Annotated in this window: 18 protein-coding genes; 15 read left to right on the top strand and 3 right to left on the bottom strand. The window is 74.5% G+C overall.

Annotated elements, in window-relative coordinates; all coding sequences use genetic code 11:
* Window positions 1–66 precede the first annotated feature (66 nt).
* From ACFWJB_RS05150 to ACFWJB_RS05125, 6 genes are all read left to right on the top strand, one after another.
* The gene (locus ACFWJB_RS05150; protein WP_385457982.1) at window positions 67–1,152 is read left to right on the top strand and encodes a GNAT family N-acetyltransferase; all 1,086 of its coding nucleotides are present in this window, start codon (window positions 67–69) and stop codon (window positions 1,150–1,152) included.
* A gap of 31 nt (window positions 1,153–1,183) precedes the next feature.
* A complete protein-coding gene (locus ACFWJB_RS05145) occupies window positions 1,184–2,500 on the top strand; it encodes a glycosyltransferase (protein ID WP_386920345.1) in 1,317 nt (438 codons plus the stop codon).
* 89 nt (window positions 2,501–2,589) lie between these two features.
* Window positions 2,590–3,345, top strand: coding sequence for a polysaccharide deacetylase family protein (locus tag ACFWJB_RS05140; RefSeq protein WP_385458045.1), 756 nt, complete (start codon window positions 2,590–2,592; stop codon window positions 3,343–3,345).
* Window positions 3,346–3,447: 102 nt separating this feature from the next.
* Window positions 3,448–5,349: a hypothetical protein gene (locus ACFWJB_RS05135; RefSeq protein WP_386920343.1), complete on the top strand. Its 1,902-nt coding sequence runs from the start codon at window positions 3,448–3,450 to the stop codon at window positions 5,347–5,349.
* Between the two features lie 49 nt (window positions 5,350–5,398).
* The gene (locus ACFWJB_RS05130) at window positions 5,399–5,851 is read left to right on the top strand and encodes a hypothetical protein (protein WP_386920341.1); all 453 of its coding nucleotides are present in this window, start codon (window positions 5,399–5,401) and stop codon (window positions 5,849–5,851) included.
* Window positions 5,848–7,020 carry a glycoside hydrolase family 26 protein gene (locus ACFWJB_RS05125; protein ID WP_385457974.1) on the top strand — a complete coding sequence of 391 codons (1,173 nt, stop codon included), beginning with the start codon at window positions 5,848–5,850 and terminating at the stop codon, window positions 7,018–7,020. Before ACFWJB_RS05130 ends, ACFWJB_RS05125 begins: the two co-directional genes overlap by 4 nt.
* Window positions 7,021–7,053: 33 nt before the next feature.
* Here ACFWJB_RS05125 and ACFWJB_RS05120 read toward each other — a convergent pair whose 3' ends face one another.
* Complete coding sequence (locus tag ACFWJB_RS05120; protein WP_385457972.1) at window positions 7,054–9,375, bottom strand: lipopolysaccharide biosynthesis protein; 2,322 nt, start codon at window positions 9,373–9,375, stop codon at window positions 7,054–7,056.
* Complete coding sequence (locus tag ACFWJB_RS05115) at window positions 9,368–10,537, bottom strand: DegT/DnrJ/EryC1/StrS family aminotransferase (RefSeq protein ID WP_385457970.1); 1,170 nt, start codon at window positions 10,535–10,537, stop codon at window positions 9,368–9,370. The genes ACFWJB_RS05120 and ACFWJB_RS05115 overlap by 8 nt, the downstream gene beginning before the upstream one ends.
* A 357-nt stretch (window positions 10,538–10,894) precedes the next feature.
* Between ACFWJB_RS05115 and fahA the strand changes: the two genes are divergently transcribed.
* The 8 genes from fahA (at window position 10,895) to ACFWJB_RS05075 (ending at window position 20,356) form a co-directional block, all read left to right on the top strand.
* The gene (gene fahA, locus ACFWJB_RS05110; protein WP_386920338.1) at window positions 10,895–12,106 is read left to right on the top strand and encodes a fumarylacetoacetase; all 1,212 of its coding nucleotides are present in this window, start codon (window positions 10,895–10,897) and stop codon (window positions 12,104–12,106) included.
* Between the two features lie 311 nt (window positions 12,107–12,417).
* Window positions 12,418–13,356, top strand: a complete 939-nt coding sequence (locus ACFWJB_RS05105; protein WP_385457966.1) for a M56 family metallopeptidase — start codon at window positions 12,418–12,420, stop codon at window positions 13,354–13,356.
* Window positions 13,357–13,545: 189 nt separating this feature from the next.
* The gene (locus tag ACFWJB_RS05100) at window positions 13,546–14,334 is read left to right on the top strand and encodes a GntR family transcriptional regulator (protein WP_385457964.1); all 789 of its coding nucleotides are present in this window, start codon (window positions 13,546–13,548) and stop codon (window positions 14,332–14,334) included.
* Between the two features lie 34 nt (window positions 14,335–14,368).
* Window positions 14,369–14,596, top strand: a complete 228-nt coding sequence (locus tag ACFWJB_RS05095) for a ferredoxin family protein (protein WP_010986276.1) — start codon at window positions 14,369–14,371, stop codon at window positions 14,594–14,596.
* Between the two features lie 13 nt (window positions 14,597–14,609).
* A complete protein-coding gene (locus tag ACFWJB_RS05090) occupies window positions 14,610–15,965 on the top strand; it encodes an ABC transporter substrate-binding protein (protein ID WP_385457962.1) in 1,356 nt (451 codons plus the stop codon).
* Window positions 15,962–16,855, top strand: a complete 894-nt coding sequence (locus tag ACFWJB_RS05085; RefSeq protein ID WP_386920335.1) for an ABC transporter permease — start codon at window positions 15,962–15,964, stop codon at window positions 16,853–16,855. The genes ACFWJB_RS05090 and ACFWJB_RS05085 overlap by 4 nt, the downstream gene beginning before the upstream one ends.
* Window positions 16,833–17,621, top strand: a complete 789-nt coding sequence (locus ACFWJB_RS05080) for an ABC transporter ATP-binding protein (protein WP_385457958.1) — start codon at window positions 16,833–16,835, stop codon at window positions 17,619–17,621. Before ACFWJB_RS05085 ends, ACFWJB_RS05080 begins: the two co-directional genes overlap by 23 nt.
* 11 nt (window positions 17,622–17,632) lie before the next feature.
* Window positions 17,633–20,356 carry a fumarate reductase/succinate dehydrogenase flavoprotein subunit gene (locus ACFWJB_RS05075; protein ID WP_385457956.1) on the top strand — a complete coding sequence of 908 codons (2,724 nt, stop codon included), beginning with the start codon at window positions 17,633–17,635 and terminating at the stop codon, window positions 20,354–20,356.
* Window positions 20,357–20,374: 18 nt separating this feature from the next.
* Here ACFWJB_RS05075 and recQ read toward each other — a convergent pair whose 3' ends face one another.
* Window positions 20,375–22,357, bottom strand: coding sequence for a DNA helicase RecQ (gene recQ / locus ACFWJB_RS05070; RefSeq protein ID WP_386920332.1), 1,983 nt, complete (start codon window positions 22,355–22,357; stop codon window positions 20,375–20,377).
* Between the two features lie 214 nt (window positions 22,358–22,571).
* Here recQ and ACFWJB_RS05065 point away from each other — a divergent pair, with 214 nt between their 5' ends.
* Window positions 22,572–23,171 carry a Uma2 family endonuclease gene (locus tag ACFWJB_RS05065; RefSeq protein WP_385457952.1) on the top strand — a complete coding sequence of 200 codons (600 nt, stop codon included), beginning with the start codon at window positions 22,572–22,574 and terminating at the stop codon, window positions 23,169–23,171.
* Window positions 23,172–23,249: the final 78 nt, after the last annotated feature.

The raw sequence follows: 23,249 nt of genomic DNA, 5'->3' as shown, positions 1-23,249 counted from the left end.
CTACCCTCCCGGCGGCCCCGGGGGTACCTTCCTTCTGTCCAGGGGGGACTTGATCGGGGGGTCGGGTTGAACGGCGGACGTGTACGTGTACTGAGGCCGGAGGAGCTGGGCGAGGGGGAACGGGAGCGCTGGCGCGCGCTGCGCGCCGCGTCGAGGGCGCCGCGCAATCCGTTCATGGAGCCGGAGTTCACCGACGCCGTGGGCCGGGTCCGGACCGGGGCGCGGGTCGCGGTGCTGTACGACGGCGGTGAGGCCGCCGGTTTCCTGCCGCACGAGCGCGGGCCGCTGGGCCAGGGCCGGGCGATCGGACTCGGGGTCTCGGACTGCCAGGGCGCGGTGCTGCGGCCCGGTCTCGTCCCGGACACCCGCCGACTGCTGCGGGCCTGCTCCCTGTCGAGCCTCGCCTTCGACAACCTGGAGGCCGAGCAGGGCCTGTTCGTGCCGTACGCGGCCGAGGAGCACACCACCTACGTCATCGACGTGGAGAAGGGCTACGAGGCGTACGAGAACGTGCTGCGCGCCCAGTCGCCGAAGTTCCTGAAGACCACCCTCGCCAAGGAGCGCAGGCTGGGCCGGCAGGTCGGCGACGTGCGGTTCGTCTTCGACGAGCGCGAACCGGCCGCGCTGCGCACGCTCATGGAGTGGAAGTCGGCGCAGTACCGCAGGACCGGGCGGCGGGACCGGTTCGCGCAGGAGTGGATCACCCGGCTCGTCGGGCGGCTCGCCGGGACCCGGGCGCCCCAGTGCACGGGCACGCTGTCCGTCCTCTACGCCGGCGGCCGGCCCGTCGCCGCCCACTTCGGGCTGCGCTCGGCCTCGGTCCTGGCCTGCTGGTTCCCGGCGTACGACCCGGAGGCCGCGAAGTACTCGCCGGGGCTGGTACTGCACCTGCGGATGGCCGAGGCCGCCGCCGCCGAGGGCATCGGCCTGCTCGACATGGGGCGGGGCGCGGCGGAGTACAAGGACTCGCTGCGGACCGGCGAACTGCCCGTGTACGAGGGGACGGCCACGCGCCCGGGGGCGGGCGCCGCGCTGCAGTGGCTCGGCCGCGAACCCGCCCGGCGCGCGCACGGCTTCGTGCGCGACCGGCCGCGGCTGGCGTCACTGGCGGCACGCACGCTGAGGGGGGCGGCCCGGCTGCGCCGGCCGTGACGGAGGGGCGACCACGAGGGGGGTGGGGCGCATGGCCGGAGCACGGCGTGCGCGGCAGGAGACACGGCAGGAGATCGAGAGGTTCCTCGGCATCGAGCCGGTGCAGGTCGCCGAGCTGGACCTCGGGGACGGGGGGGAGGCCGGCCTCGGAGCGGGGCCGGGCGGTCCGCCGGTGACGGCCGGCGCGGTGTTCGTCCTGGTCCGCCGCGGGGGCCGGCCCGTGGGCACCCTGCTCGGGCGGGTGCCGGAGGGGGCGGACCCGACGCGGACGCTGGCGGCGCTCGCCCGGCGCCTGCACCCCGCCCCGCCACCCGGACCGCATCCCGGGCCCGCGCCCACCCCGCCGCCCGCCCCGCCGTCCGCCAGTGTCGTCGTCGCCACCCGGGAGCGCGCCGGCCGGCTCGCCCGCGCGCTCGACTCCCTGCTCGCGCAGGACCACCCGGACACCGAGATCGTCGTCGTCGACAACGCCCCGGTGACCCACGAGACACGGGAGCTGGTCGAGCGCAAGTACGCCGAGCGGGTGCGGTACGTGTGCGAGCCGGTGCCCGGACTCGCCGTCGCCCACAACCGGGGGCTGGCCGCCGTACGGGGCGAGGTGGTCGCCTTCACCGACGACGACGTCGTCGCCGACCCGCGCTGGCTCACCGAACTGACCACCCCCTTCGCCGCCGACCCGCGCCTGGGCTGTGCCACGGGGCTGATCCTGCCCGCGCGGCTGCGCACCCCCGCCCAGGTGCTCCTGGAGAGCCACGGCGGCTTCGCGAAGGGCTTCGTCCCGCGCACGTACGACCCGGAGCACCCGCCCGCGGACGAACCGCTGTTCCCCTTCACCGCGGGGCGCTTCGGCTCCGGCGCCAACATGGCCTTCCGCACGGCGACCCTGCGCGCGGTCGGCGGATTCGACCCGGCGACCGGCGCGGGCACGCACGCGCGGGGCGGCGACGACCTGTACGGCTTCGTGCGCGTCCTCGCCCAGGGCGCACGGCTGCACTACACCCCGACGGCCCTGGTGTGGCACCACCACCGGGAGAGCTGGCGGGACCTGGAGACCCAGGCGTACGGCTACGGCGCGGGACTCACCGCGTACCTCACGGCGATCCTGGTGAACCGGCCGGCGCTGCTGCCGGCGTTCCTCGCCCGGCTGCCGCGCGGGCTGGTCCACGCGCGCGTGCTGACCGCCGTCCGCGACACGGACGGCGGCGGCGCACCGGGCGGCCACGACGAACGGACCCACCCGTGGCCGCGGCGGCTGTCGCGGCTGCAGCGACGGGGCATGGCCTACGGGCCGGTGGGCTACCTGCGCGCCCGGTACGCCCTCCGGTCCGCTCCCGGGAGGACGCGATGAGGGCGACGGGCCGTCGGGGCGAGGACACGCCGGACGGCAGAGAACGGGCGGACGGCGACTGCGTCCCCGTCCTCCTCTACCACGCCGTGATGGCGGACCCACCCGGCTGGATCGCCGAGTTCACCGTCAGCCCGCGGGAGTTCGCCGCTCACCTCGACGCGGTCGTCGACAGCGGCCGGACCCCCGTCACCATCGGCGCGGTCGCCGACCACTTCGCCGGGCGGGCCCCCCTGCCGCCCCGGCCCGTGCTGCTGACCTTCGACGACGGCTTCGCCGACCTGCCGGGCCCGACCGCCGAGGCGCTGGCCGAACGCGCGCTGCCCGCCACCGCCTACCTCACCACCGGCGCCATCACCCCGGGCGGCCGCAGCCTGCTGCCGCCCGCCCCGATGATGACCCTGGGCGAGGCCGCGGAACTGGAGCGCTCCGGCATGGAGATCGGCAGCCACACCGTCACCCACGCCCAGCTCGACACCCTGTCCGGCACGGCCCTCGCGTACGAACTGCGCACGTCCAAGAACGTGCTGGAGGACGCCCTCGGCCACCCGGTCCGCCACCTCGCCTACCCGCACGGCTACAACAGCCCGCGGGTGAGGGCCATGTCGGCCCGCGCCGGCTACGAGACGGCCACCGCCGTACGGCACGCGCTCAGCTCCGGCCGCGACGAGCGGTACCGCATCGCCCGCCTCATCGTGCGCCGCGGCCACACCGCCGACGACGTGCGGACCTGGCTGGCCGGCGGCGGTGCCCGGGTCGCGCCGTACCGCGACGGGCCGAGGACGGTCGGCTGGCGCTGGTACCGCCGGACCCGCGCCGCCCTGCGCGGTCCCGTCTTCGCCGGCTGAACGGCGGGGGCGGGCGGCCTCTCCAGAAGGTCCGAGTCCGACGATTTCGGCGTGAAAAACCAGAAAAGTTCCTATACTTGGCCCGGGGAGGGGAGTCTCGACGTGCAGCACCACGTGCCCGTACCGACCGCCGAAAGCAGCACGCTGCCCGCCCCCGACGCCGCCACCGGACGGAAACGCCCGGGCGGGGACGGCGGCGGCGCCCGGAGACGGTGGATCCCGCGCGGTACGCCCGGCGCCGGCCCGCTGACCCTGCTGCTCGCGGCCGGACTGTGGACGTACTCCCTGCCCCGCATCGGCTTCCGGGAGATGGGCGACTACGGCCTGCTGGACCGGCTGCCCCTCACCTACTACCTCTCGCTGCTCGTCCTCACCGCCGGCTTCGTCGTCGGCCTGCGGCGCGCGGCCACCGCACCCTGGTGGCCGGCCGCGCACTGCGCCGCGCTGCTGTTCGCCATCAAGGCACCCCCGGCGGTGCTGTACGACGCGGTGCGCTACCCGTGGGCCTCGAAGCACGACGCCGTCGTCAACACGCTGCTGGCCAACGGCGAGCTGCGTCCGGAGGCGGCGCTGTCGGGCAACATGTCGGCGTACGACCAGTGGCCCGGCTTCTTCACGCTCAACGCGGGCCTGACCCGCGCCCTGGGCACGGAGAGCGCCGCCGCGTACGCGAACTGGGCGCCGGTCGTCCTCGGCCTGCTGATGATCCCGGTGCTGGTCCTGATCTACCGCACCTTCTGCCGGGACTGGCGGCTGGTGTGGACGGCCGTCTGGATCTTCCAGCTCGCCAACTGGGTGGGCCAGGACTACTTCGCCCCCCAGGGGCTCGCCTACCTGCTGCACCTCACGGTCATCGCGGTCGTGCTGCGGCACTTCGTGCGCCCCGGATCCGCCGGGCGGCTGCGCGACCGCACCTTCCTCGACCCGGCCGCCGCCGCCGTGCCACCGCCCACCGACCGACGGCAGCGCGCCGTCTGCGTCGTGGTCCTCGCCCCGCTGATCGCCGCCGTCAACGCGACGCACCAGCTCACGCCGGTGATGCTGTGCGTCTGCCTGCTCGCGCTCAACCTGACCCGCCGCTACCGCAACGCCGGACTGCTGGCCGTGGCCGGGCTGCTGATGCTGACCTGGGACCTCACCATGGGGCGTCCCCTGTTCACGGAGACGCTCTCCACGCTCAAGGAGTCGATCGGCGAGCTGACCCAGAACTCCCGCGCGGGCTACGCGGGACAGCTCACCGGTCCCGGACCCGAACTCGCGGGCCGGGCCGGCGTGCTGATGGTCCTCGCGATCGTCGTCCTGGCCGGCGCGGCCGTCGTGCTGCGGCGCCGGCTGACCCGCAGCGCCCTGCCGCTGCTGCTGGTCTCCGTCGCCCCCGTGCCGCTGTTCGCCGTCAACGACTACGGCGGGGAGATGCTGTTCCGCGTCTACCTGTTCGGCCTGCCCGGCGCCGCCTTCTTCGCCGCCGCAGCGCTCGTGCCGGCCGCCGCGGGACCGCGCCCCGGCCGGAGGAAGGTCCTGCGCGACAGGACCGCGGCCGTCGCGCTGCCCGCCGTGCTGGTGCTGCTGTCGGCCGGCTTCCTGCCGTCTTACTACGGCAAGGAGAAGATGTACTACACCCCGCCCGAGGAGACCGCGCTGGTCACCCGCGCCCTCGACAGCGCCCCCGACGGCTCGCTGATCCTCGCCACCACCGGCTCCTTCCCACAGGCACTCCACCGCTACGACCGGCTGGAGCACTGGTACTTCGCCGAGCAGGAGCTGCCCGAGAACGAGCGGATGCTGAAGGACCCGGCCGGCTACCTCGCCGCGGGGATCCCGCCGGGCACCAGGACGTACGTCGTCCTCACCCGTACCCAGGACGTCTACACCGCCGGAGAGGGCCTGTTGCCGGCCGGCGGCTTCGAGACGCTGCGTACGGAGCTGACCGCCTCGCCGCTCTTCCGGACCGTCGAGGCACACCCGTACGGCGTCGTGCTGGAGTACCGCCCGGCCATCCGCTGAACGACCACCACGTGAGCGCAGTGACGACGAAGGGCAGTCAGGTCAGGCCATGAACACCACCCCGGACATCGACCACAGCACCGAGGCGGCGAGGGGCCCCGTGGTCACCCCGACGCGCCTCAGAGTCCTCGTCGCCGCCTCGGGCTGGCTCGCCCTGGCCGCCACCGCCCTGCCGGGCCCCTCGCCGCTGCGCTGGATACCGGTGCTGCTCTTCACCCTCTTCGGGCCGGGCTGCGCGGCGCTGTACCCGCAGCCCGCCGGGCTGGCCACCGGCGCCCGGCTGGAGGCCGTCGCGCTGGTCGCGCCCGTCAGCCTCTCGCTCGGCGTCCTGACCGCCACCTCGCTGTTCCTGGTGGAGGGCTTCTCGGCCACCGCCTTCCTCGTCCCGCTCGCCGTCTTCACCACGGTCGCCGCGGCCCTGCCGGGGCTGCCGCTGCCCGCCGCCCGGCGCGGCGCGGTCGAACGCGCCGCACGCGGGCCGGCCGGCGGTGGCGGCACATGACGGGCCGGCACCGGTCGGGCGGACCGCACACACCGTCCGGAACGCACGAGGAGACCGGCACGGAGGGCACCGGGAAGCGCACCTGGGCGGCCGTCGTCCTGGTGGTGGTGGCCGCGCTGCTCGCCGGGCTCGGCGTCTGGGCCGGCCGCTCCGAGGACCGGAGGACGCCCGCCGGTGACGCCCTGCCCGGCAACGCGGCCTCGGGCGAGCTGCCCACCGGGCCCTGCGCCCCCACCGGCACACTGGTCCCGCCCTGCGGGGCCTGGTGGGGCGCCTACGTGCCGTACGCCGGCAACGGCTCGCTCAAGGACGCCGTGCTCGGCTTCGAGAAGCGGATCGGCCGCCGGCTCGACCTCGTCTACAACTACCACGACATGTCGGACACCGAGCTCGACGGGCAACTGCTCACGCCGGACGAGCAGGAACTCGGCAGGGACAGGCTGCTGATGCTGGCCTGGGAGTCCACCGTCTGGACCGAACCGCACCACGAGAACTGGACGGAGACGCAGCTCGGCTGGAAGAACATCGCCTCGGGGAAGTACGACGAGGAGATCCTCGACCCGCAGATCCGGCGCATCAAGGCCTACGGCAAGCGCGTCTTCCTCTCCTTCGACCAGGAGACCGACGCCCGCATCAAGGAAGGCGCCGGCACCCCCGCGGAGTTCGTCGCGGCCTACCGCCATCTCCACGACCGCTTCCGCGAACTGGGCGCCGACAACGTGGTGTGGGTGTGGACCGTCTCCGGCTACCTCGGCAGCGCGGACGAGATGAAGGCGCTGTACCCCGGGGACGAGTACGTCGACTGGATCGCCATGGACCAGTACAACTACTACCGGTGCCACAACACGACCGACTGGAAGGACTTCCTGCGCAGCCAGCAGCCCAGCTACGCCTGGCTGCGCGAGAACGTCACCGACGACAAGCCGGTGATGCTCGCCGAGTTCGCCACCGCGCCCGACGCCGGCGACCCGGACCGCCAGCGCGACTGGTACACGGAGATCCCCGCGGCCGTGAAGGAGCTCCCCCGGGTGAAGGCGCTGGTCCACTGGAACCGGGCCCCCTCGGAGAACCCCGCGTGCGACCTGACCGTCAACGCCGGCCCGGGGCTGAAGGGTTACCGGGAGGCCGGGAAGAACCGGTACTTCCACCAGCCGGTGCCGACCCGCTGACCGGGCACCGGCCGGCCGGTCCGGGGACGCGGATCAGCGCCCCGGATCAGCGCCCCGGCCGGCCGTGCCGCCGGGGCGCGGGAGCCCTCTCGCCGACGCGGCACGGCCGAGCGGCACCAGCAGGACGAGCACGGTGAGCACCACGAACAGCGGCAAGGCGGCCGGTACGAGCGCCTCCCGCCACACCCAGCCGCCCATCGCGACGAGGTACAGCACGCCCCAGCGCACCGCCCGGGGCAACCGTCCGCCCACCTGGGCGAGCAGCAGCCACAGCGGTACGAGACACAGCAGCTGAAGGACCGGCGGCCCCCACCGCAGCAGCGCCCCGGGCCCGTCGAGGCCCACCGCCTCCGCCAGGAAACGGGCCGTCCCCGAGGTCCACGCCCCGTCGGCCGGACGGGGCTCCCGGCCGACGGCCGCGGGCGCGGCGTGCAGCGCGAGGAGCGCCGACCCCAGGGCGGCCCCGGGCAGCCACGCGTCACGCCCGGCGCACAGCGTCACCGCCGCCGCGAACACCACCAGCAGCAGGCCCACCGCGACGAGCGCGAGCGGCGGCAGCCCTTCCAGCAGCCGGCGCCCGGTCAGCCCGTCCCCGTCGGCCGCGGACGCGCCGCCCGGCCGGGGCAGACCGCGCAGCGCCGCCCAGAAGGCCACGGTGGCGACGGCGAGCAGGGACCACAGGGCTCCCCTCAGCCACCGCTCCCCGCGCTCGGCCGCCCCGGCCCGCGCGGGCGGCGCCGGGCCGTCGGGACCGCCGGTCCCGCCGCCGGTCCCGCCGCCGGGGCCGCCGCCGGGGCCGGAACCGGGCGGCCGCACGATCAGGGCCAGCGTGTCCGCCTGGAGCGCCTCGCGTTCGTAGCCGGGACGGCCGATGAACAAGGTGGCCGTGTCCCCGTCGCCGTCCCGCTGTTCGTACGCGGCCCGTCGCGCCCAGCCGGTGCCGTACCCGGCGGTGGCGTTGAGCCGGGCCCAGCTGGTGCCGTAGTCGGGACCCTCGGCCTCCCGGCCGCCGCCACGCCGCCGCCCGCCGCCGGTGCCACCGGTGCCGCCGCCGCGCAGCGTGGACCGCAGGCCCGGCGCGCAGCCCAGGGCGACCAGCGTCATGCTCAGCAGCACGGCCCAGCCGGCGCCCGCGATCCCGGCCGGGGTGAACAGCACGGCGGCGCTGCCCAGGACGAGGACGCACATCGTGCCCTGCACGGCGGCGAGCACGCCGGTGCGCCCCTGGACGCGGAGCACGCCGATGTACAGCTCGACGACGATCCTCGGCAGCGCGCCGACGGCCAGCAGCCGCAGCACCGTGGAACCGTGCTCGGCGTAGTCCGCGTCGAACGGGGCGAGGATCTGCGGTGCGAGGACGACCAGCACCAGGACGACCGGCACCAGCAGCAGCGTCATGCGGCGCAGCGCCCCGCGCACGCCGTCGGCGAGGTGGCGGGGGTCGTGCGAGGCGTGGGCGGTGAGCGAGGAGGCCATGTTGATGGCCATGAACTCCATGGTGCCGCCGACCGTGTACGCGACGTAGAAGAAGCCGTTCTCCGCGGCGCTGAAGCGGACCGCGACCATCACCGGCAGCAGATTGATCATCGCCAGGCTGAACAGCGCGCCCAGCGAGTCCCCGGCCAGGAAGCGGCCCATCTCGCGGGCCTTCGGCGGCTCCACGTCGTGGTCGGCGGCGGCCTGGCGCGGGATGAGCCTGCGGAAGATCAGCCAGCCGAGCGGCAGGGTGGAGAAAGCGATGGCCACGGCCCAGGACACGAAGATGCCGAGCACCGGCAGCGCGGAGGCGAGGACGGCCAGGAGGATCAGCTTCCCGACCGAGAACACCGCGTTCCCGGCGGGCACCCACTCGGCCTTGCGCAGCCCGGTCAGCACCCCGTCCTGGAGGGTGAGCAGCGCCCAGGCCACGCACGCGGCGACGAACAGCGCCCCCGCCGCGGGAGTGCCCAGCGGCGCGTACGAGGCGCCCCACAGGTCGAGGGTGAGCAGGAAGACCACGGCGGCCACGACCACGACCACCGAACTGGCCACGTACGCACGCCACACCAGCGGGCCGGTCGCCCGTCCGGCGCGCGGCACGAAGCGGACGACGGCGCCGATCATCGTGGTCGCCGTGATGCTGGCGAGCAGCCGCATCGCGGCGATGGCGGCCGAGCCCTGGCCGACGGCCTCCTCCGAGTAGTAGCGGGCGGCCACGAGCCAGAAGCCCAGGCCGAGCACGGCGGAGACGCCGGTGCTGAGCATGAGGAAGTAGGCGTTCTTGAACAACGAGTCGGAGCCGGGCCCGCTCCCGGACGGCTCCGGGTCACCGCCCGCGGGCGCCGCGGCGGTCTCCTGCACCCGCGTCTCAGCCACGGGACGGTCCCGCCCCCTCCGGCGCCTCGGCGGGCCGCGCCCCGGACTCCTGCAGCGCCCGGACGGCCGTACGGGCACGCAGCGGGTCCACGGGCAGCGCGTGCCGGGCGAACCAGCGCGCCCCCTCGGGGCTGGGCGAGAGGTCGGTGAACTCCGCACCCGCGTAGTCGTCCAGCGGCGGATCGTAGAGGTATCCGACGACGATGCCCCGCCGGGCCAGCGCCGCGATCGCCGCGTCCCGGTCCGCCACGAGCAGCGGCACCCGGAACAACGGCTGCGGCACGGCCGGCCGCCGGCCGCCCGCCGGGTGGGCCCAGCGGGTCGACAGCAGCAGTTCCGTGCCCGCCCGGCAGCCCTCGAGCACCTCGTCCAGCCGGTCGAGTCCGCGCCGGACGCGCCCGAGCCGGAAGCGGCCGGACCGCAGGCGGTAGTCGTGCATGTCGACGCGGACCCACGGGTCGTGCGCCTCCAGGTCCGGGGCCGCCGCGACCGCCCGGGCCAGCTCCCCGGGCCGCAGCGGCATCCGGATCCCCTCGCGCTCCGTCCGCCCCAGCAGCCGCAGCGTGGCCCAGGCCGCCCGGCGCAGCCGCAGCCCGCGTACGGCGGCCTCCGCGTACGGCCGTACGGCGTAGGCGGCCTCGGCCGTGGCCCGGCCCGGCAGCAGCAGGTCGTCGCAGGACTTCTCCAGCGCCTCCCGCAGCCCCGGGTCGGCGACCGCGAGGATTCCGCCGGCCTTGGCGCCCACGTGCTTGGACAGGCTGAACACGGACGCGTCGCCCCAGGTGCCGACGGGCCGCCCGCCCACCTCGCTGCCGATGGCGTGCGCCGCGTCCTCGAACAGCGGGATGCCGAGCGCGTCGCAGCGCTCGCGCAGCCGGGGCGCCGGGTCCGGGTTGCCGTACAGATTGGTCGTCAGCACGGCGGACAGCGAGCCCCACACCTCCGCGGGCACGGCGTCGACGTCGATGGACGCGTCCAGCGGATTCAGCGGCGCCTGCACCGGCCGCAGTCCGGCGGCCAGGACGACGAAGAAGATGACGTCGTCGTTGACCGGCGACATCAGCACCCGGCCGCCCGGCGGGCACCAGTGGCGCAGTGCCGCGTACAGCCCGAGACGGCACGACGGTACGTACACGCATTCCCGGCCGAGTCGGCCGCGCATGGTCGCTTCGAGCCGCTCTCTCGGCTGCGAACCCGACCGCGCCGGACCCGGACCGGCCTCCCCTGTGGCCATCCGCTCCCCCTGATGTGCCGTCGGAACGCCCCCTCCCCGAGGCCTTCCGGCACCCGCCCAGAGTCGCCCCGTTCGCACCACTGCGTCAAGATTGCCTCCCGGCCTGTGGACGACTTCCCGCACACGTCCGGTGGCGGAGCGCCACCGTCCCTCGGCCGGCCCGCCGGCCCCTGTCGGCTCCGCCACCTCTTTCGGCACTGCCCAAGACCCGTCCGCCACCCGTAACGTGTGGCGCGGCCACGGATCACGTGGCGCACGGCGAGCACGAGAGCGAGGCAGCACCCGATGCCCCCCTTCGATGTCCCCGAGGGCGATCCCTTCGGCCCGCACAACCTTCCGTACGGCGTGTTCTCGATCCGCGGCGCGCAGGAGCGGACGGTGGGCGTCCGGCTCGGCGACCACGTCCTGGACGCGGGCGCGGCGGCCCACGCGCTCGGATCGCCGTACGCCTCCCTGCTGGCGCGGCCCACCCTGAACCCGCTGCTGGCGGCCGGCCGCACCGCCTGGTCGGACGTGCGGCGCGCGCTGACGGCCTGGGTGACGGTGCCCTCCCACCGGGAGGCCCTGGAGCCCCTGTTCCACCCCCTGTCGTCGGTGACCCTCCACCTGCCCTTCGAGGTGGCGGACTACGTCGACTTCTACGCCTCCGAGAACCACGCCCGGAACGTCGGCCGGATCTTCCGCCCCGATGCCGAGGACTCCCTCACCCCGAACTGGAAGCACCTGCCGATCGGTTACCACGGCCGCGCCGGCACGGTCGTCGTGTCCGGCACGGACGTCGTACGGCCCTCCGGGCAGCGCAAGGCCCCGGCCGACGCAGCCCCCGTCTTCGGCCCGTCCGTCCGCCTCGACATCGAGGCCGAGGTCGGCTTCGTGGTGGGCACGCCGTCCGAACTGGGCCATCCGGTGGCGCTCGGCGACTTCCGCGAGCACGTCTTCGGGCTGTGCCTGCTCAACGACTGGTCCGCGCGGGACGTCCAGGCCTGGGAGTACGTGCCCCTCGGCCCGTTCCTCGGAAAGTCCTTCACCACCTCGGTGTCGGCCTGGATCACGCCGCTGGACGCCCTGGACGAGGCCCGGACGGCCCCGCCGGAGCGCACCCACGCGCTGCTGCCCTACCTGGACGACGCCGGGGAGGAGCCGGGCGGTTACGACCTGCGGATCTCCGTCGCGGTCAACGGGCACGTGGTCTCCGAGCCGCCGTTCTCCACCATGTACTGGACCGCCGCCCAGCAGCTGGCCCACATGACCGTCAACGGCGCCTCCCTGCGCACCGGCGACCTCTACGGGTCGGGCACGGTCAGCGGGCCCACCGAGCGCGAGCGCGGGTCGCTGCTCGAACTGACCTGGAACGGCCGTGACCCCCTCGACCTCCCGGACGGCAAGCGGACCTTCCTGGAGGACGGGGACGAGGTGACCCTGTCGGCCTGGGCACCGGGTCCGGGCGGCCTGCGGGTGGGGCTCGGCGAGGTGACCGGGCGCGTGGTCGGCCGGTAACCGCCCCCGGATGCCCCGCGCGGGCATCCGATGTCCGCCGGCACCTGACTCGCACCGCCCGTCCCCGTCATACTGGCGTCGGGCGGTGTGCGCGGCACGTCCGCCCGCCGGGACGGCCGGAGCCGCGGTACGCCCGGCCCGGGGCGCGGGCCCGGACGGCACCGCCCGGCAGCACCGCCGCGCGGTCGCCACCGCACCGACGCGCAGCACCATCGCACCGTCACGCACCATCGCACCGTCACGCACCACCGCACAGCACCACAGCACCACAGCCAGAGCCGCCTTTCCGACCAGGATCCGGAGCCCGTGGCATGACCGTCTGCCTGCTCCTGCTGTTCGTCGTCGCCGCGACCGCCGCCGTGCCGGTGCCGCGCGCGCTGACCCGGTCCGCGTGGCCCGAGCGGGACCCCGTCGTCGCGCTGTGGGTGTGGCAGTGCCTGGTCGCCACCGTCCTGCTGTGCTGCCTGACGTCCCTCGTCCTCGGTGCCGCCGCCGTCTTCGGCACCGTGCGCGCCCAGGTGTTCGCACCGGCGCCGCCCGCGGTGACCGCCGCCTACAACCTCTCCGCCGGCCCGCCCTGGGCGGCCACCCTCACCCTGCTGCTGGCATGCGGCGCCGCCTGGACGACCGCGATGCTGGCCCGCGAGCTCGTCGAGGCCCGACGGCGCCGCGCCCGGTCCCGTGCGCACCTGCGCGAACGCGCCCCCGACCTGCCCGCCGGGCTCCCCCGGGCCCGCGGTCCCCTCCTGGTCCTCGAGGACGAGTACCCGGACGCCTGGTGGATGCCCGGCAGCCCGTCCCAGCTGGTCGTCACCACCGGCGCGCTGCACCGCCTGACCGACCACCAGCTCGACGCCGTGCTCACCCATGAACGCGGGCACGCCCGGGCCCGTCACGACTGGCTGCTGCACCTGTCCACCGCGCTGGCGACCGGCTTCCCGCGGGTCCCGCTCTTCTCCCACTTCTGCGACCAGACCCACCGCCTGGTCGAACTCGCCGCCGACGACACCGCCTCCCGCCGCTGCGGCCACCTGACCACGGCGCTGGCGCTGATCGAGCTCAACCAGCACCGGGGCGTCCTGTCCTGCGCCTCCAGCCACCGCCTCCTCGGCGAACGGGTCGACCGCCTCCTGGAGCCCCGGCCCCGCCTGACCCCCCGTCACCGGGCCCTGACCACGGCGACGGCCGCCCTGGTCCCTCTCATCCCCCTGCTGATCACCTTCGCCCCGGGCCTGACGGCGCTGACGTAGACGGATCGCCGGCCACGCGCGCCCGCGGCCCGGGCCGCGCCGGACGCCCCTCAACCGTCCCGCGTCCCGGTGGCACTTCTCACCCCACCCACCAGGAAACCGCAGCTCAACCGCACTCCGGACGGGGCCCCCGGTGGCGCAACACTCCAGCAACACCACGTACCCCACCGGATAGGTATGGTTCCGGCCATGCCGCCCACCGACCGCATCCGGGACCACGCCGGCCAGGGCGCGACCACCGTCGCCGCCCACCGCGCGCGGCGCCGGCTGCGCGCCGACCGGGCCCGCCAACTCGCCGACGTGCTCCGCCGCCAGATCCTCACGGAGGCCTTCCCCGACACCACGCTCCCCCACGAGGACGCCCTCGCCACCGAGTACGGCGCCTCCCGCAACACCGTCCGCGAGGCGCTGGACCTGCTCCGCGCCGAAGGCCTCGTCGCCCGCCAGCCCGGCGTCGGCACCGTGGTCGTGGCCCGCAAGTACGCCCACGGGCTGGACCGTCTGATGGGCCTCGCCGAGACCCTCCACGAACACGGCCGGGTCACCAACGAGGTCCGCACGACGGTCCCGGTCCGGGCACCCGCCCCGGTCGCCGAACGCCTCCGGGTCGCGCCCGGCACCGACGTCCTCTACATCGAGCGCCTGCGCCGCCTGAACGGCATCCCCCTCTCCCTCGACCTCACCTACCTGCCCCTCGACATCGGCACCGCCCTGCTCGGCGCCGACCTGGAGAACACCGACGTCTTCCGCCTCCTGGAGTCCGTCACCGGCCGGTCCCTCGGCCACGCGGAGATCACCCTGGAGGCGGTCACCGCGGACGCGCACTGCGCCGCCGTGCTCGAGGCCCCGCGCGGCACGGCGGTCCTCATGCTGGAACGCCTCACCCACCTCGCGGACGGCCGCCCCGTCGACCTGGAGTTCATCCGCTTCCGCGGGGACCGCATCACGATGAGCGGCCTCCTGCACCGGTCCCGGTAACCACCCTCCTTCGCGCACATCCCTGGAGACAGCCATGCCCTTGGCGCCCCAGCGGGCCGACGTGCCCGTGACCATCGACGAGTCGAAGTGCATCGACGGCTGCACGCTCTGCGTGGACATGTGCCCGCTGGACTCCCTCGCCATCGACGAGAGCAACGGCAAGGCGTACATGCACGTCGACGAGTGCTGGTACTGCGGCCCGTGCGCCGCCCGCTGCCCCACCGGGGCCGTCACGGTCAACATGCCCTACCTGCTCCGGTGAGAGGCCGACTCCGATGAGAACCGAACGCTCCGCCGTCCTGGCCACCACGGCCGTCGCCGCCCTGCTGCTGCCCCTCACCGCCTGCGGCGGCGACGCCTCGGCCGACGGCTCGACGGTCACCGTGACCGTCGGCTACCAGTCCCGGACGATCAACACCGTCACGGCCGGCACGCTGCTGCGCTCGCTCGGCTACTTCGAGAAGCAGCTCGACGCCCTCGGCGACGGCGTCACCTACAAGGTGAACTGGCAGGACTACGCCACCGGCGCCCCCATCACCGCCCAGATGACCGCCGGGAAGATCGACATCGGCTCGATGGGCGACTTCCCGCTGCTCATCAACGCGGCCCGCGGCAAGCAGCTCGGCAAGCCGACCCGGCTGGTCTCGGTCACCGGCTACAACCTCCGCGGCGGCCTCAACACCATCGTCACAGCGCCCGGCTCCTCACTCACCTCCCTGAGGGACCTCAAGGGCAAGAAGGTCTCCACCAGCGTCGGCTCGGCCGCCGACGGCACCCTCGTACGCGCGCTCCAGCGGGCCGGCCTCGACCCGGACGAGGACATCGAGAAGCTCAACCAGCAGCCGGCCGTCGGCGCCTCCGCCCTGTCCTCGGGCAGCGCCGACGCCCTGTCGCAGTTCGTCGCCTGGCCCGGCCTGCTCGCCCAGCAGGGCAAGGCGAAGGCCCTGTACGACGGTGCGCAGCTGGACCTGCCCACCTTCCACGGGGTCACCGCGCGCGAGGACTTCGCGAAGAAGCGCCCGGCCGTGCTGGACGCGTTCCTGAAGGCCCAGACCCAGGCGACCGACTACCTGGACGCGCACCCGGTGGACGCCGCCGAGACGGTCGCGAAGGCCACCGGCCTGCCCGCCGAGGCCGTCTACCTCTACAACGGCGCCCAGGGCATCGCCACCTTCGACCCGGCGATCAGACCTGAGCTCGTCGCGGCCCTGAAGGAGGACGTGTCCGTCCTCGAGGACGCGAAGCTGACCGGCGACGTGGACGTGGACGCCTTCGTCGACGACCGGTACGTGCGCAGGGCGCTCGGTGCGGCGGAGTACGCCGAGCGGCTCTCCGCCGCACCCCCGGAACCGGCCGGCGAGGTCTGGCCCGAAGGCGCGCGGAAGACCGTCCCCTTCACCTCGCCCACCGCCCTGCTGCGGCACGTCGCCACGCACCGGGACGACGTACGGGCCGCCTATGTCCCCGACACCACCACCGGCACCCTGTGGTTCGCCGAGCAGTCGGTGTGGGTGGCCGACGGCGACGCGCTGCTGCCCTTCGTCACACCGGCGACCGCCGAGGCGTACCTCGCCGGGCACCGCGGAGCGCGCGTCGTCACGTACGCCGAGGCACTGGAGCGGGCGTCGTGATCCGGTACGCCCTGCGCGCCGTCTCGCTCGCCGCCGCGCTCGGTCTGTGGCAGCTGCTGACCAGCCGGGACGTCGACCTCTGGCTGCGCTTCTCGCAGTTCCCCACCGTCACCGACGTGGCCCGCACCTTCGCCGGCCGGCTGGCCGGCCCCGACTACTGGACGGACCTCACCGACAGCCTCACCCGCATCCTCACCGGCTTCCTGCTCGCCGCCGTCCTGGGCGTGGCCACCGGTGTGCTCGTGGCCCGCTCGCGGCTCGCCGAGGACCTTCTGGGGCCGGTGCTGGAGGTGATCCGGCCGATCCCGGCCATCGCCCTGGTCCCCGTCGCGATCCTGCTCTTCCCCTCGAACGAGCAGGGCATCGTCTTCATCACCTGCACCGCCGCGTTCTTCCCGGTCCTGGTCTCGACCCGGCACGCGGTCCGCGCGCTGACCCCCGTGTGGGAGGAGGCGGTGCGCACGATGGGCGGCGGCCGGTGGCGGGTGCTCGGCGCGGTCGTCCTGCCGGGCGCGCTGCCCGGCGTCTTCGGCGGCCTGTCGGTCGGTATCGGCGTGTCGTGGATCTGCGTGATCTCCGCCGAGATGATCTCCGGCCAGTACGGCGTCGGATACCGCACCTGGCAGGACTACACCGTCGTCGACTACCCGGGCGTGTTCGTCGGCATGGTCACCATCGGGGTGCTGGGCTGGCTGACCTCCACGGCCGTGGAGCTGCTCGGCCGCCGCCTGACCCACTGGCTGCCGCGCGCGTCGTACGTACCCGGCGCCGCCCGCCCCAGGTCCGCGCGGACCCGTACCGCCGTGCCCTCCGCCCGCACCGCCGAACCCGCCGCTCACAAGGACGCCGAGACCGAGGAGGCACGCGATGAGCACCTCGTCCGAGACTGAGACCCCTCCGGCGGCCGGCCCCCGGGCCTCCTCCCACGGCACCCGCCTCACCCTGCGCGACGCCGTCCTCGGCCGCCCGGACGCCCCCGCCCTGACCGGCGTGGACGTCGACGTCGCCCCGGGCGGCATCCTCACCGTGGTCGGCCCGTCCGGGTGCGGCAAGTCGACGCTGCTGCGCACCCTGGCCGGCCTGCTGCACCCGCTGGCCGGGACCGCCGAGCAGGACGGCCGGCGCATCGACGGACCGGGAGCGGACCGCGCGCTGGTCTTCCAGGAGGACGCCCTCCTGCCCTGGCGCTCGCTGCGCGCCAACGTCGAACTGCCCCTCGCCATCCAGGGCCTGGCCCGCGCCGAGCGCCGCGACCGGGCGGCCGCCTGGCTGAACCGGGTGGGACTGGCCGCGCACGCCCGGCAGTTGCCGCACCGCGTCTCCGGAGGCCAGCGGCAGCGCGCCCAGCTCGCCCGGGCCCTCGCCGCGCGCCCCCGTGCCGTCCTGATGGACGAGCCCTTCGGCGCCCTCGACGCCCAGACCCGCGCCGGCATGCAGGACCTGCTGGTCGAGGTGCTGCGCGGCACGGGCGCGACCGTCGTCTTCGTCACGCACGACGTGGACGAGGCCCTGTTCCTCGGCGACCGCGTCGCCCTGCTCGGCTCCGGCCGGCTCATCGCCGTGCGCGACGTGCCCCGCCCCCGGGACCGCACCGCGCACGACGACCCGGCCCGCGTGACGCTGCGGCGCGACGTCCTCACATCCCTCGGCACCTGAAAGGCCCCCTGGTGGAGATCCCCGCCCTCACCGACGCCGAAGAACTCACCTGCGACGTCCTCGTCATCGGCGGCGGCACCGCCGGCACCATGGCCGCGCTGACCGCCGCCGAGCACGGTGCCGACGTCCTGCTGCTGGAGAAGGCCCACGTCCGGCACTCCGGCGCCCTCGCCATGGGCATGGACGGCGTCAACAACGCCGTCGTCCCCGGCCGGGCCGAACCCGACGACTACGTCGCCGAGATCACCCGCGCCAACGACGGCATCGTCGACCAGTCCACCGTCCGCCGGACGGCCACCCGCGGCTTCGCCATGGTCCAACGGCTGGAGTCGTACGGGGTCAAGTTCGAGAAGGACGAGCACGGCGACTACGCGGTCCGCCAGGTGCACCGGTCGGGCTCCTACGTGCTCCCGATGCCGGAGGGCAAGGACGTCAAGAAGGTCCTGTACCGGCAGCTCCGGCGGCGCGAGATGCGGGAGCGGATCCGCATCGAGAACCGGGTGATGCCGGTGCGGGTCCTGACGGCGCAGGGCCGGGCGGTGGGCGCGGCGGGCTTCCACACCCGCACCGGGCGGTTCGTGACCGTCCGCGCGGGCGCCGTGATCCTGGCGACCGGCGCCGCCGGCCGGCTCGGCCTGCCCGCCTCCGGCTACCTGTACGGTACCTACGAGAACCCCACCAACGCGGGCGACGGCTACGCCATGGCCTACCACGCGGGCGCCGAACTGACCGGCATCGAGTGCTTCCAGATCAATCCGCTGATCAAGGACTACAACGGTCCCGCCTGCGCGTACGTCGCCAACCCCTTCGGTGGCTACCAGGTCAACCGGCACGGCGAGCGCTTCGTCGACTCCGACTACTGGTCGGGCCAGATGATGGCCGAGTTCGCGGCGGAGGTCGCCAGCGACCGCGGTCCGGTGTACCTGAAGCTCAGCCACCTCCCGGAGGAGTCGGTCTCCGCCCTGGAGTCGATCCTGCACTCCACCGAACGCCCCACCCGCGGCACCTTCCACGCGGGCCGCGGGCACGACTACCGCACCCACGACGTCGAGATGCACATCTCCGAGATCGGCCTGTGCGGCGGCCACTCCGCCTCGGGCGTCCGCGTGGACGACCACGCCCGCACCACCGTCCCCCGCCTCTACGCCGCCGGCGACCTGGCCTGCGTGCCGCACAACTACATGATCGGCGCGTTCGTCTTCGGCGACCTGGCGGGCGCCGACGCCGCCCGGTACCGGCCGTACGAGGGCGAGTTGCCGGCCGACCAGCTGCGCGCCGCGCACGAACTGGTCTACCGCCCGCTGCGCAACCCCGACGGCCCGCCGCAGCCGCAGGTCGAGTACAAGCTGCGCCGCTTCGTGAACGACTACGTGGCCCCGCCGAAGTCCGGGGCGCGGCTGTCGCTGGCCCTGGAGGCGTTTGAGCGGATGCGTGCGGACATCGCGGCGATGGGCGCGCGCACGCCGCACGAGCTGATGCGCTGCGCCGAGGTCGACTTCATCCGCGACTGCGCGGAGATGGCCGCCCGGGCCTCCCTGGCCCGCACGGAGTCCCGCTGGGGCCTCTACCACGAGCGCGTCGACCTCCCCGAACGCGACGACGTCTCCTGGCTCCACCACCTGGACCTGCACAAGTCCCCCGGTGGCGCGATGGAGTTCACGGCGCGGCCGGTGGCTCCCTACCTGGTGCCGGTCGACGAGTTCACCCCGGTCGGCGGCGCCTCTCGGCACCTCGGCGAGGTGCACCCGGAGCAGGTGGCGACGGCGGGCGCCCGCGACGCCGCGCCCCGCGCCACGGAAGCGCGGCCCACGGTGACCGGAGGCGACGGCGGGCGTACGGTCGCCGATCCCGCCGCGACGTCCTCGCCCCGGCTGCTGGAGCTGCTGGCCCTCGCCGAGAACGAGCCCGACCTGTCCGTCCTCCGGCCGTACCTGTCCGACCCCGAGCCCGCCGTCCGGCGCACGGCGGTCACCGTGCTGACCGAGACCGTGCCCGCCGGCACCGGTCCGGCCCTCGCCACCGCCCTGTCCGACCCGGACGGCGAGGTGCGCGCCGCCGCGGCGGCCTCGCTGCGCGAACTGGCCGACACGCTGGCACCCGAGCCGGCACTGGGCGAGCCCCTCGCCCGGGCGCTGGACCAGTCCGACCCCGTGGTCCGCGCGACCGCGCTCGACCTGCTGCGCGTCCTGCGGCTGGGCGGCACCGGCACGTTCACCGGGGCGCTCGGCGATCCGGACACCGCCGTGCGCATCGAGGCCGTACGCGGGCTGGTCTCCCTGGACGCCGCCGAGTCGCTCTCACCGGCCGCCGAGGACCCGTCCCGGGAGGTCCGGGTCGCCGTCGCCAAGGCCCTGGGCACGCTGCGGGCGGCCCCGGGCGACGCCCACGAGCGGCTCACCGGGGATCCCGACGCCCTGGTCCGCGGCGCGGCCTTCGCGGCGCTGGCGGAGACGGGCTGCCCGGCCCCGCTGGCGGCGCGTGCGGTCACCGCCCTGTCCGACCCGGCCTGGCAGGTACGGGCAGGCGCGGCCACCGCCCTGTCCGCCGCCGCCTCCGCCGCCGCGGTCCCCGTCCTCGCCAAGGTCCTCGCCGATCCGAACGCCGATGTCCGCAAGGCGGCCGTCCTGGCCCTCACCCGGCACACCGAGGGCACGCCGGACGCCCGGTCGGCCCTCGCCACGGCCACCACCGACAGCGACGCCGACGTCAGGGCGTACGCGGCCCGGGCCCTGTGACAGAGCCCCCGGGCGTGCTCACATCCAGTCGTCGGGCTCCGGCTCCGGCTCGCCCTCGGGCCAGTCGTGCGGGCCGGGCTCGGCGCCGGTCGCGGGGGACGGGGCCGGCGAGGCATCGCCGGCCGTCCCGGCGAGCACCGCCAGCACGCCCTCCCCGTACGTCACCAGCTTCTTCTCACCGACACCGCTGATCCCGCCGAGCTCCGCGACCGAGGTGGGCCGGGCGGTGACGATCTCCCGCAGCGTGGCGTCGTGGAAGATGACGTACGCCGGGACGCCCTGCTCGCGGGCCTGCTCCGCCCGCCAGGCCCGCAGTGCCTCGAAGGCGGGCCGCAGCTCCTCGGGCAGCTCGGCCGCGGCGGCCCTGGACTTGCGGTCCCCCCGTGAACCGCCCGTCCCCCGGGCTGTCGCCTCCTTCTTGGGCTCCTTGCGCAGCGGCACCTCCCGTTCCCGCCGCAGCACCGCCCCGCTGGCGTCGGTCAGCACCAGCGTGCCGTACTCGCCCTCGACCGCGAGCAGGCCCTGGGCCAGCAGCTGCCGCATGACGCCCCGCCACTCGCCCTCGGTCAGCTCCTCGCCGATGCCGAACACGGAGAGCTGGTCGTGGTCGAACTGGATCACCTTGGCCGTGCGCTTGCCCAGCAGGATGTCGATGATCTGCCCGGCGCCGAACTTCTGCCCGCGCTCCCGCTTCAGCCGCACCACGGTCGACAGCACCTTCTGTGCCGCCACCGTGCCGTCCCAGGTCTCGGGCGGGGCGAGGCAGGTGTCGCAGTTGCCGCAGCCGGCCGGGTCGGGATCCTGCCCGAAGTAGGCGAGGAGCTGACCGCGACGGCACCGCACGGTCTCGCACAGGGCCAGCATCGCGTCCAGGTGGGACTGGGCCCGGCGGCGGAACGCCTCGTCGCCCTCGCCGGACTGGATCAGCTTGCGCTGCTGGACGACGTCGTTGAGTCCGTACGCCATCCAGGCGGTCGACGGCAGTCCGTCGCGTCCGGCGCGGCCGGTCTCCTGGTAGTACCCCTCGACCGACTTGGGCAGGTCCAGGTGGGCGACGAAGCGGACGTCCGGCTTGTCGATGCCCATGCCGAAGGCGATGGTCGCCACGACCACCAGGCCCTCCTCGCGCAGGAACCTCGACTGGTGCGCCGCGCGGGTGCCCGCGTCCAGGCCCGCGTGGTACGGCACGGCCTCGACGCCGTTGCGCGACAGGAACTCGGCGGTCTTCTCGACGGAATTGCGCGAGAGGCAGTAGACGATGCCCGCGTCTCCGGCGTGCTCCTCGCGCAGGAAGTTCAGCAGCTGCTTCCTGGGGTCGGTCTTCGGCACGATCCGGTACTGGATGTTGGGCCGGTCGAAGCTGGCCACGAAGTGCCGCGCGGCCGGCATGTCCAGCCGCTCGGTGATCTCGCGGTGGGTGGCGTGGGTGGCCGTCGCCGTGAGCGCGAGCCGGGGCACGTCCGGCCAGCGCTCGCCGAGCAGGGACAGGGACAGGTAGTCGGGCCGGAAGTCGTGACCCCACTGGGAGACGCAGTGCGCCTCGTCGATCGCGAAGAGGGAGATCTTGCCGCGGGAGAGCAGGTCGAGGGTGCTCTGCAGCCGCAGCCGCTCGGGCGCCAGGTACAGCAGGTCCAGCTCGCCGGCGAGGAACTCGGCCTCCACCACGCGCCGCTCGTCGAAGTCCTGCGTGGAGTTCATGAACCCGGCCCGCACGCCGAGGGCCCGCAGCGCGTCCACCTGGTCCTGCATGAGGGCGATGAGCGGCGAGACCACGATGCCGGTGCCGGGCCTGACCAGGGCCGGGATCTGGTAGCACAGCGACTTGCCGCCGCCGGTGGGCATGAGCACGACGGCGTCGCCGCCCGCCACCACGTGGTCGACGACCGCCTCCTGCTCACCGCGGAAGGCCTCGTACCCGAAGACCCGGTGCAGCGTGGCCAGCGTCTCGCTGTCCAGCCGTGTCGTCCCTGCCGTATCCGTCATCTCGCCGATCACGCCCATCGTCCCGTCCCCCGTACGTCCTGCCGCGCCCGTCCTGTCCCGACCACTGCCTCAACGATAGGGGCCCGCGCCGACAGCCCCGGCTCCGTCCACAGGCCGCCCTCGGGCCGGGGCGTCAAGGACACGGTTCTCGTTCACACGTTCGCGGGAGACCCGTCCGTTTCCGGCGGATAGTCTGATTGCACCCGCGAGACTCCGTCCCATGGGAGCACTGATGAGCGTCGCACCGAAGGCGTCCGCGCCCGCCTGGCCGATCCCGCCGGAGGGCGGCTGGACGGCGGACGACCTGGACCGGCTTCCGAACCTGCCTCCGCACACGGAGCTGATCGACGGGAGCCTGGTCTTCGTGAGTCCGCAGACCCTTTTCCACTCACGCGCGGTGAGTTTCTTCGAGTGGCAGTTGCAGTCACTCGCCCCGGCGGAGTTCGAGGTCGTCCGCGAGTTCACCATCGACATCGACCGGCAGAACCGGCCAGAGCCGGACGTCGTCGTCGTACGTGGTGACGCGGTCGACGATCCGGAGCAGACCCGCTGCCCCGCCGGGGCCGTCACTCTGGCCGTCGAGGTCGTCTCCGCCGAATCCGTCTCCCGCGACCGTGAGACAAAGCCGCTGAAGTACGCCCGGGCCGGCATCGCCCATTACTGGCGGGTGGAGAACGAGAAGGGGCTCGCCGTGGTGCACGCCTTCGAGCTGGAGCCCGCCACCGGCACCTACACCGGTGTGGGCATCTTCCGCGAGCGCATGAAGGTGAGCGCGCCGTTCCCGATGGATCTGGACCTGACCACCATCAAGGCACGCCGCGGCGGCGAGTAGCCGCGACGCCGCACGACGGCGGCCCGGCACCCCCCGAGGGGGCCGGGCCGCCGTCGTGTCCGTGCCGGGGGACGCCCG

Source organism: Streptomyces sp. NPDC127100 (assembly GCF_042724095.1).
GTDB lineage: Bacteria > Actinomycetota > Actinomycetes > Streptomycetales > Streptomycetaceae > Streptomyces.
This window is presented reverse-complemented; position numbering and strand designations above follow the sequence as displayed.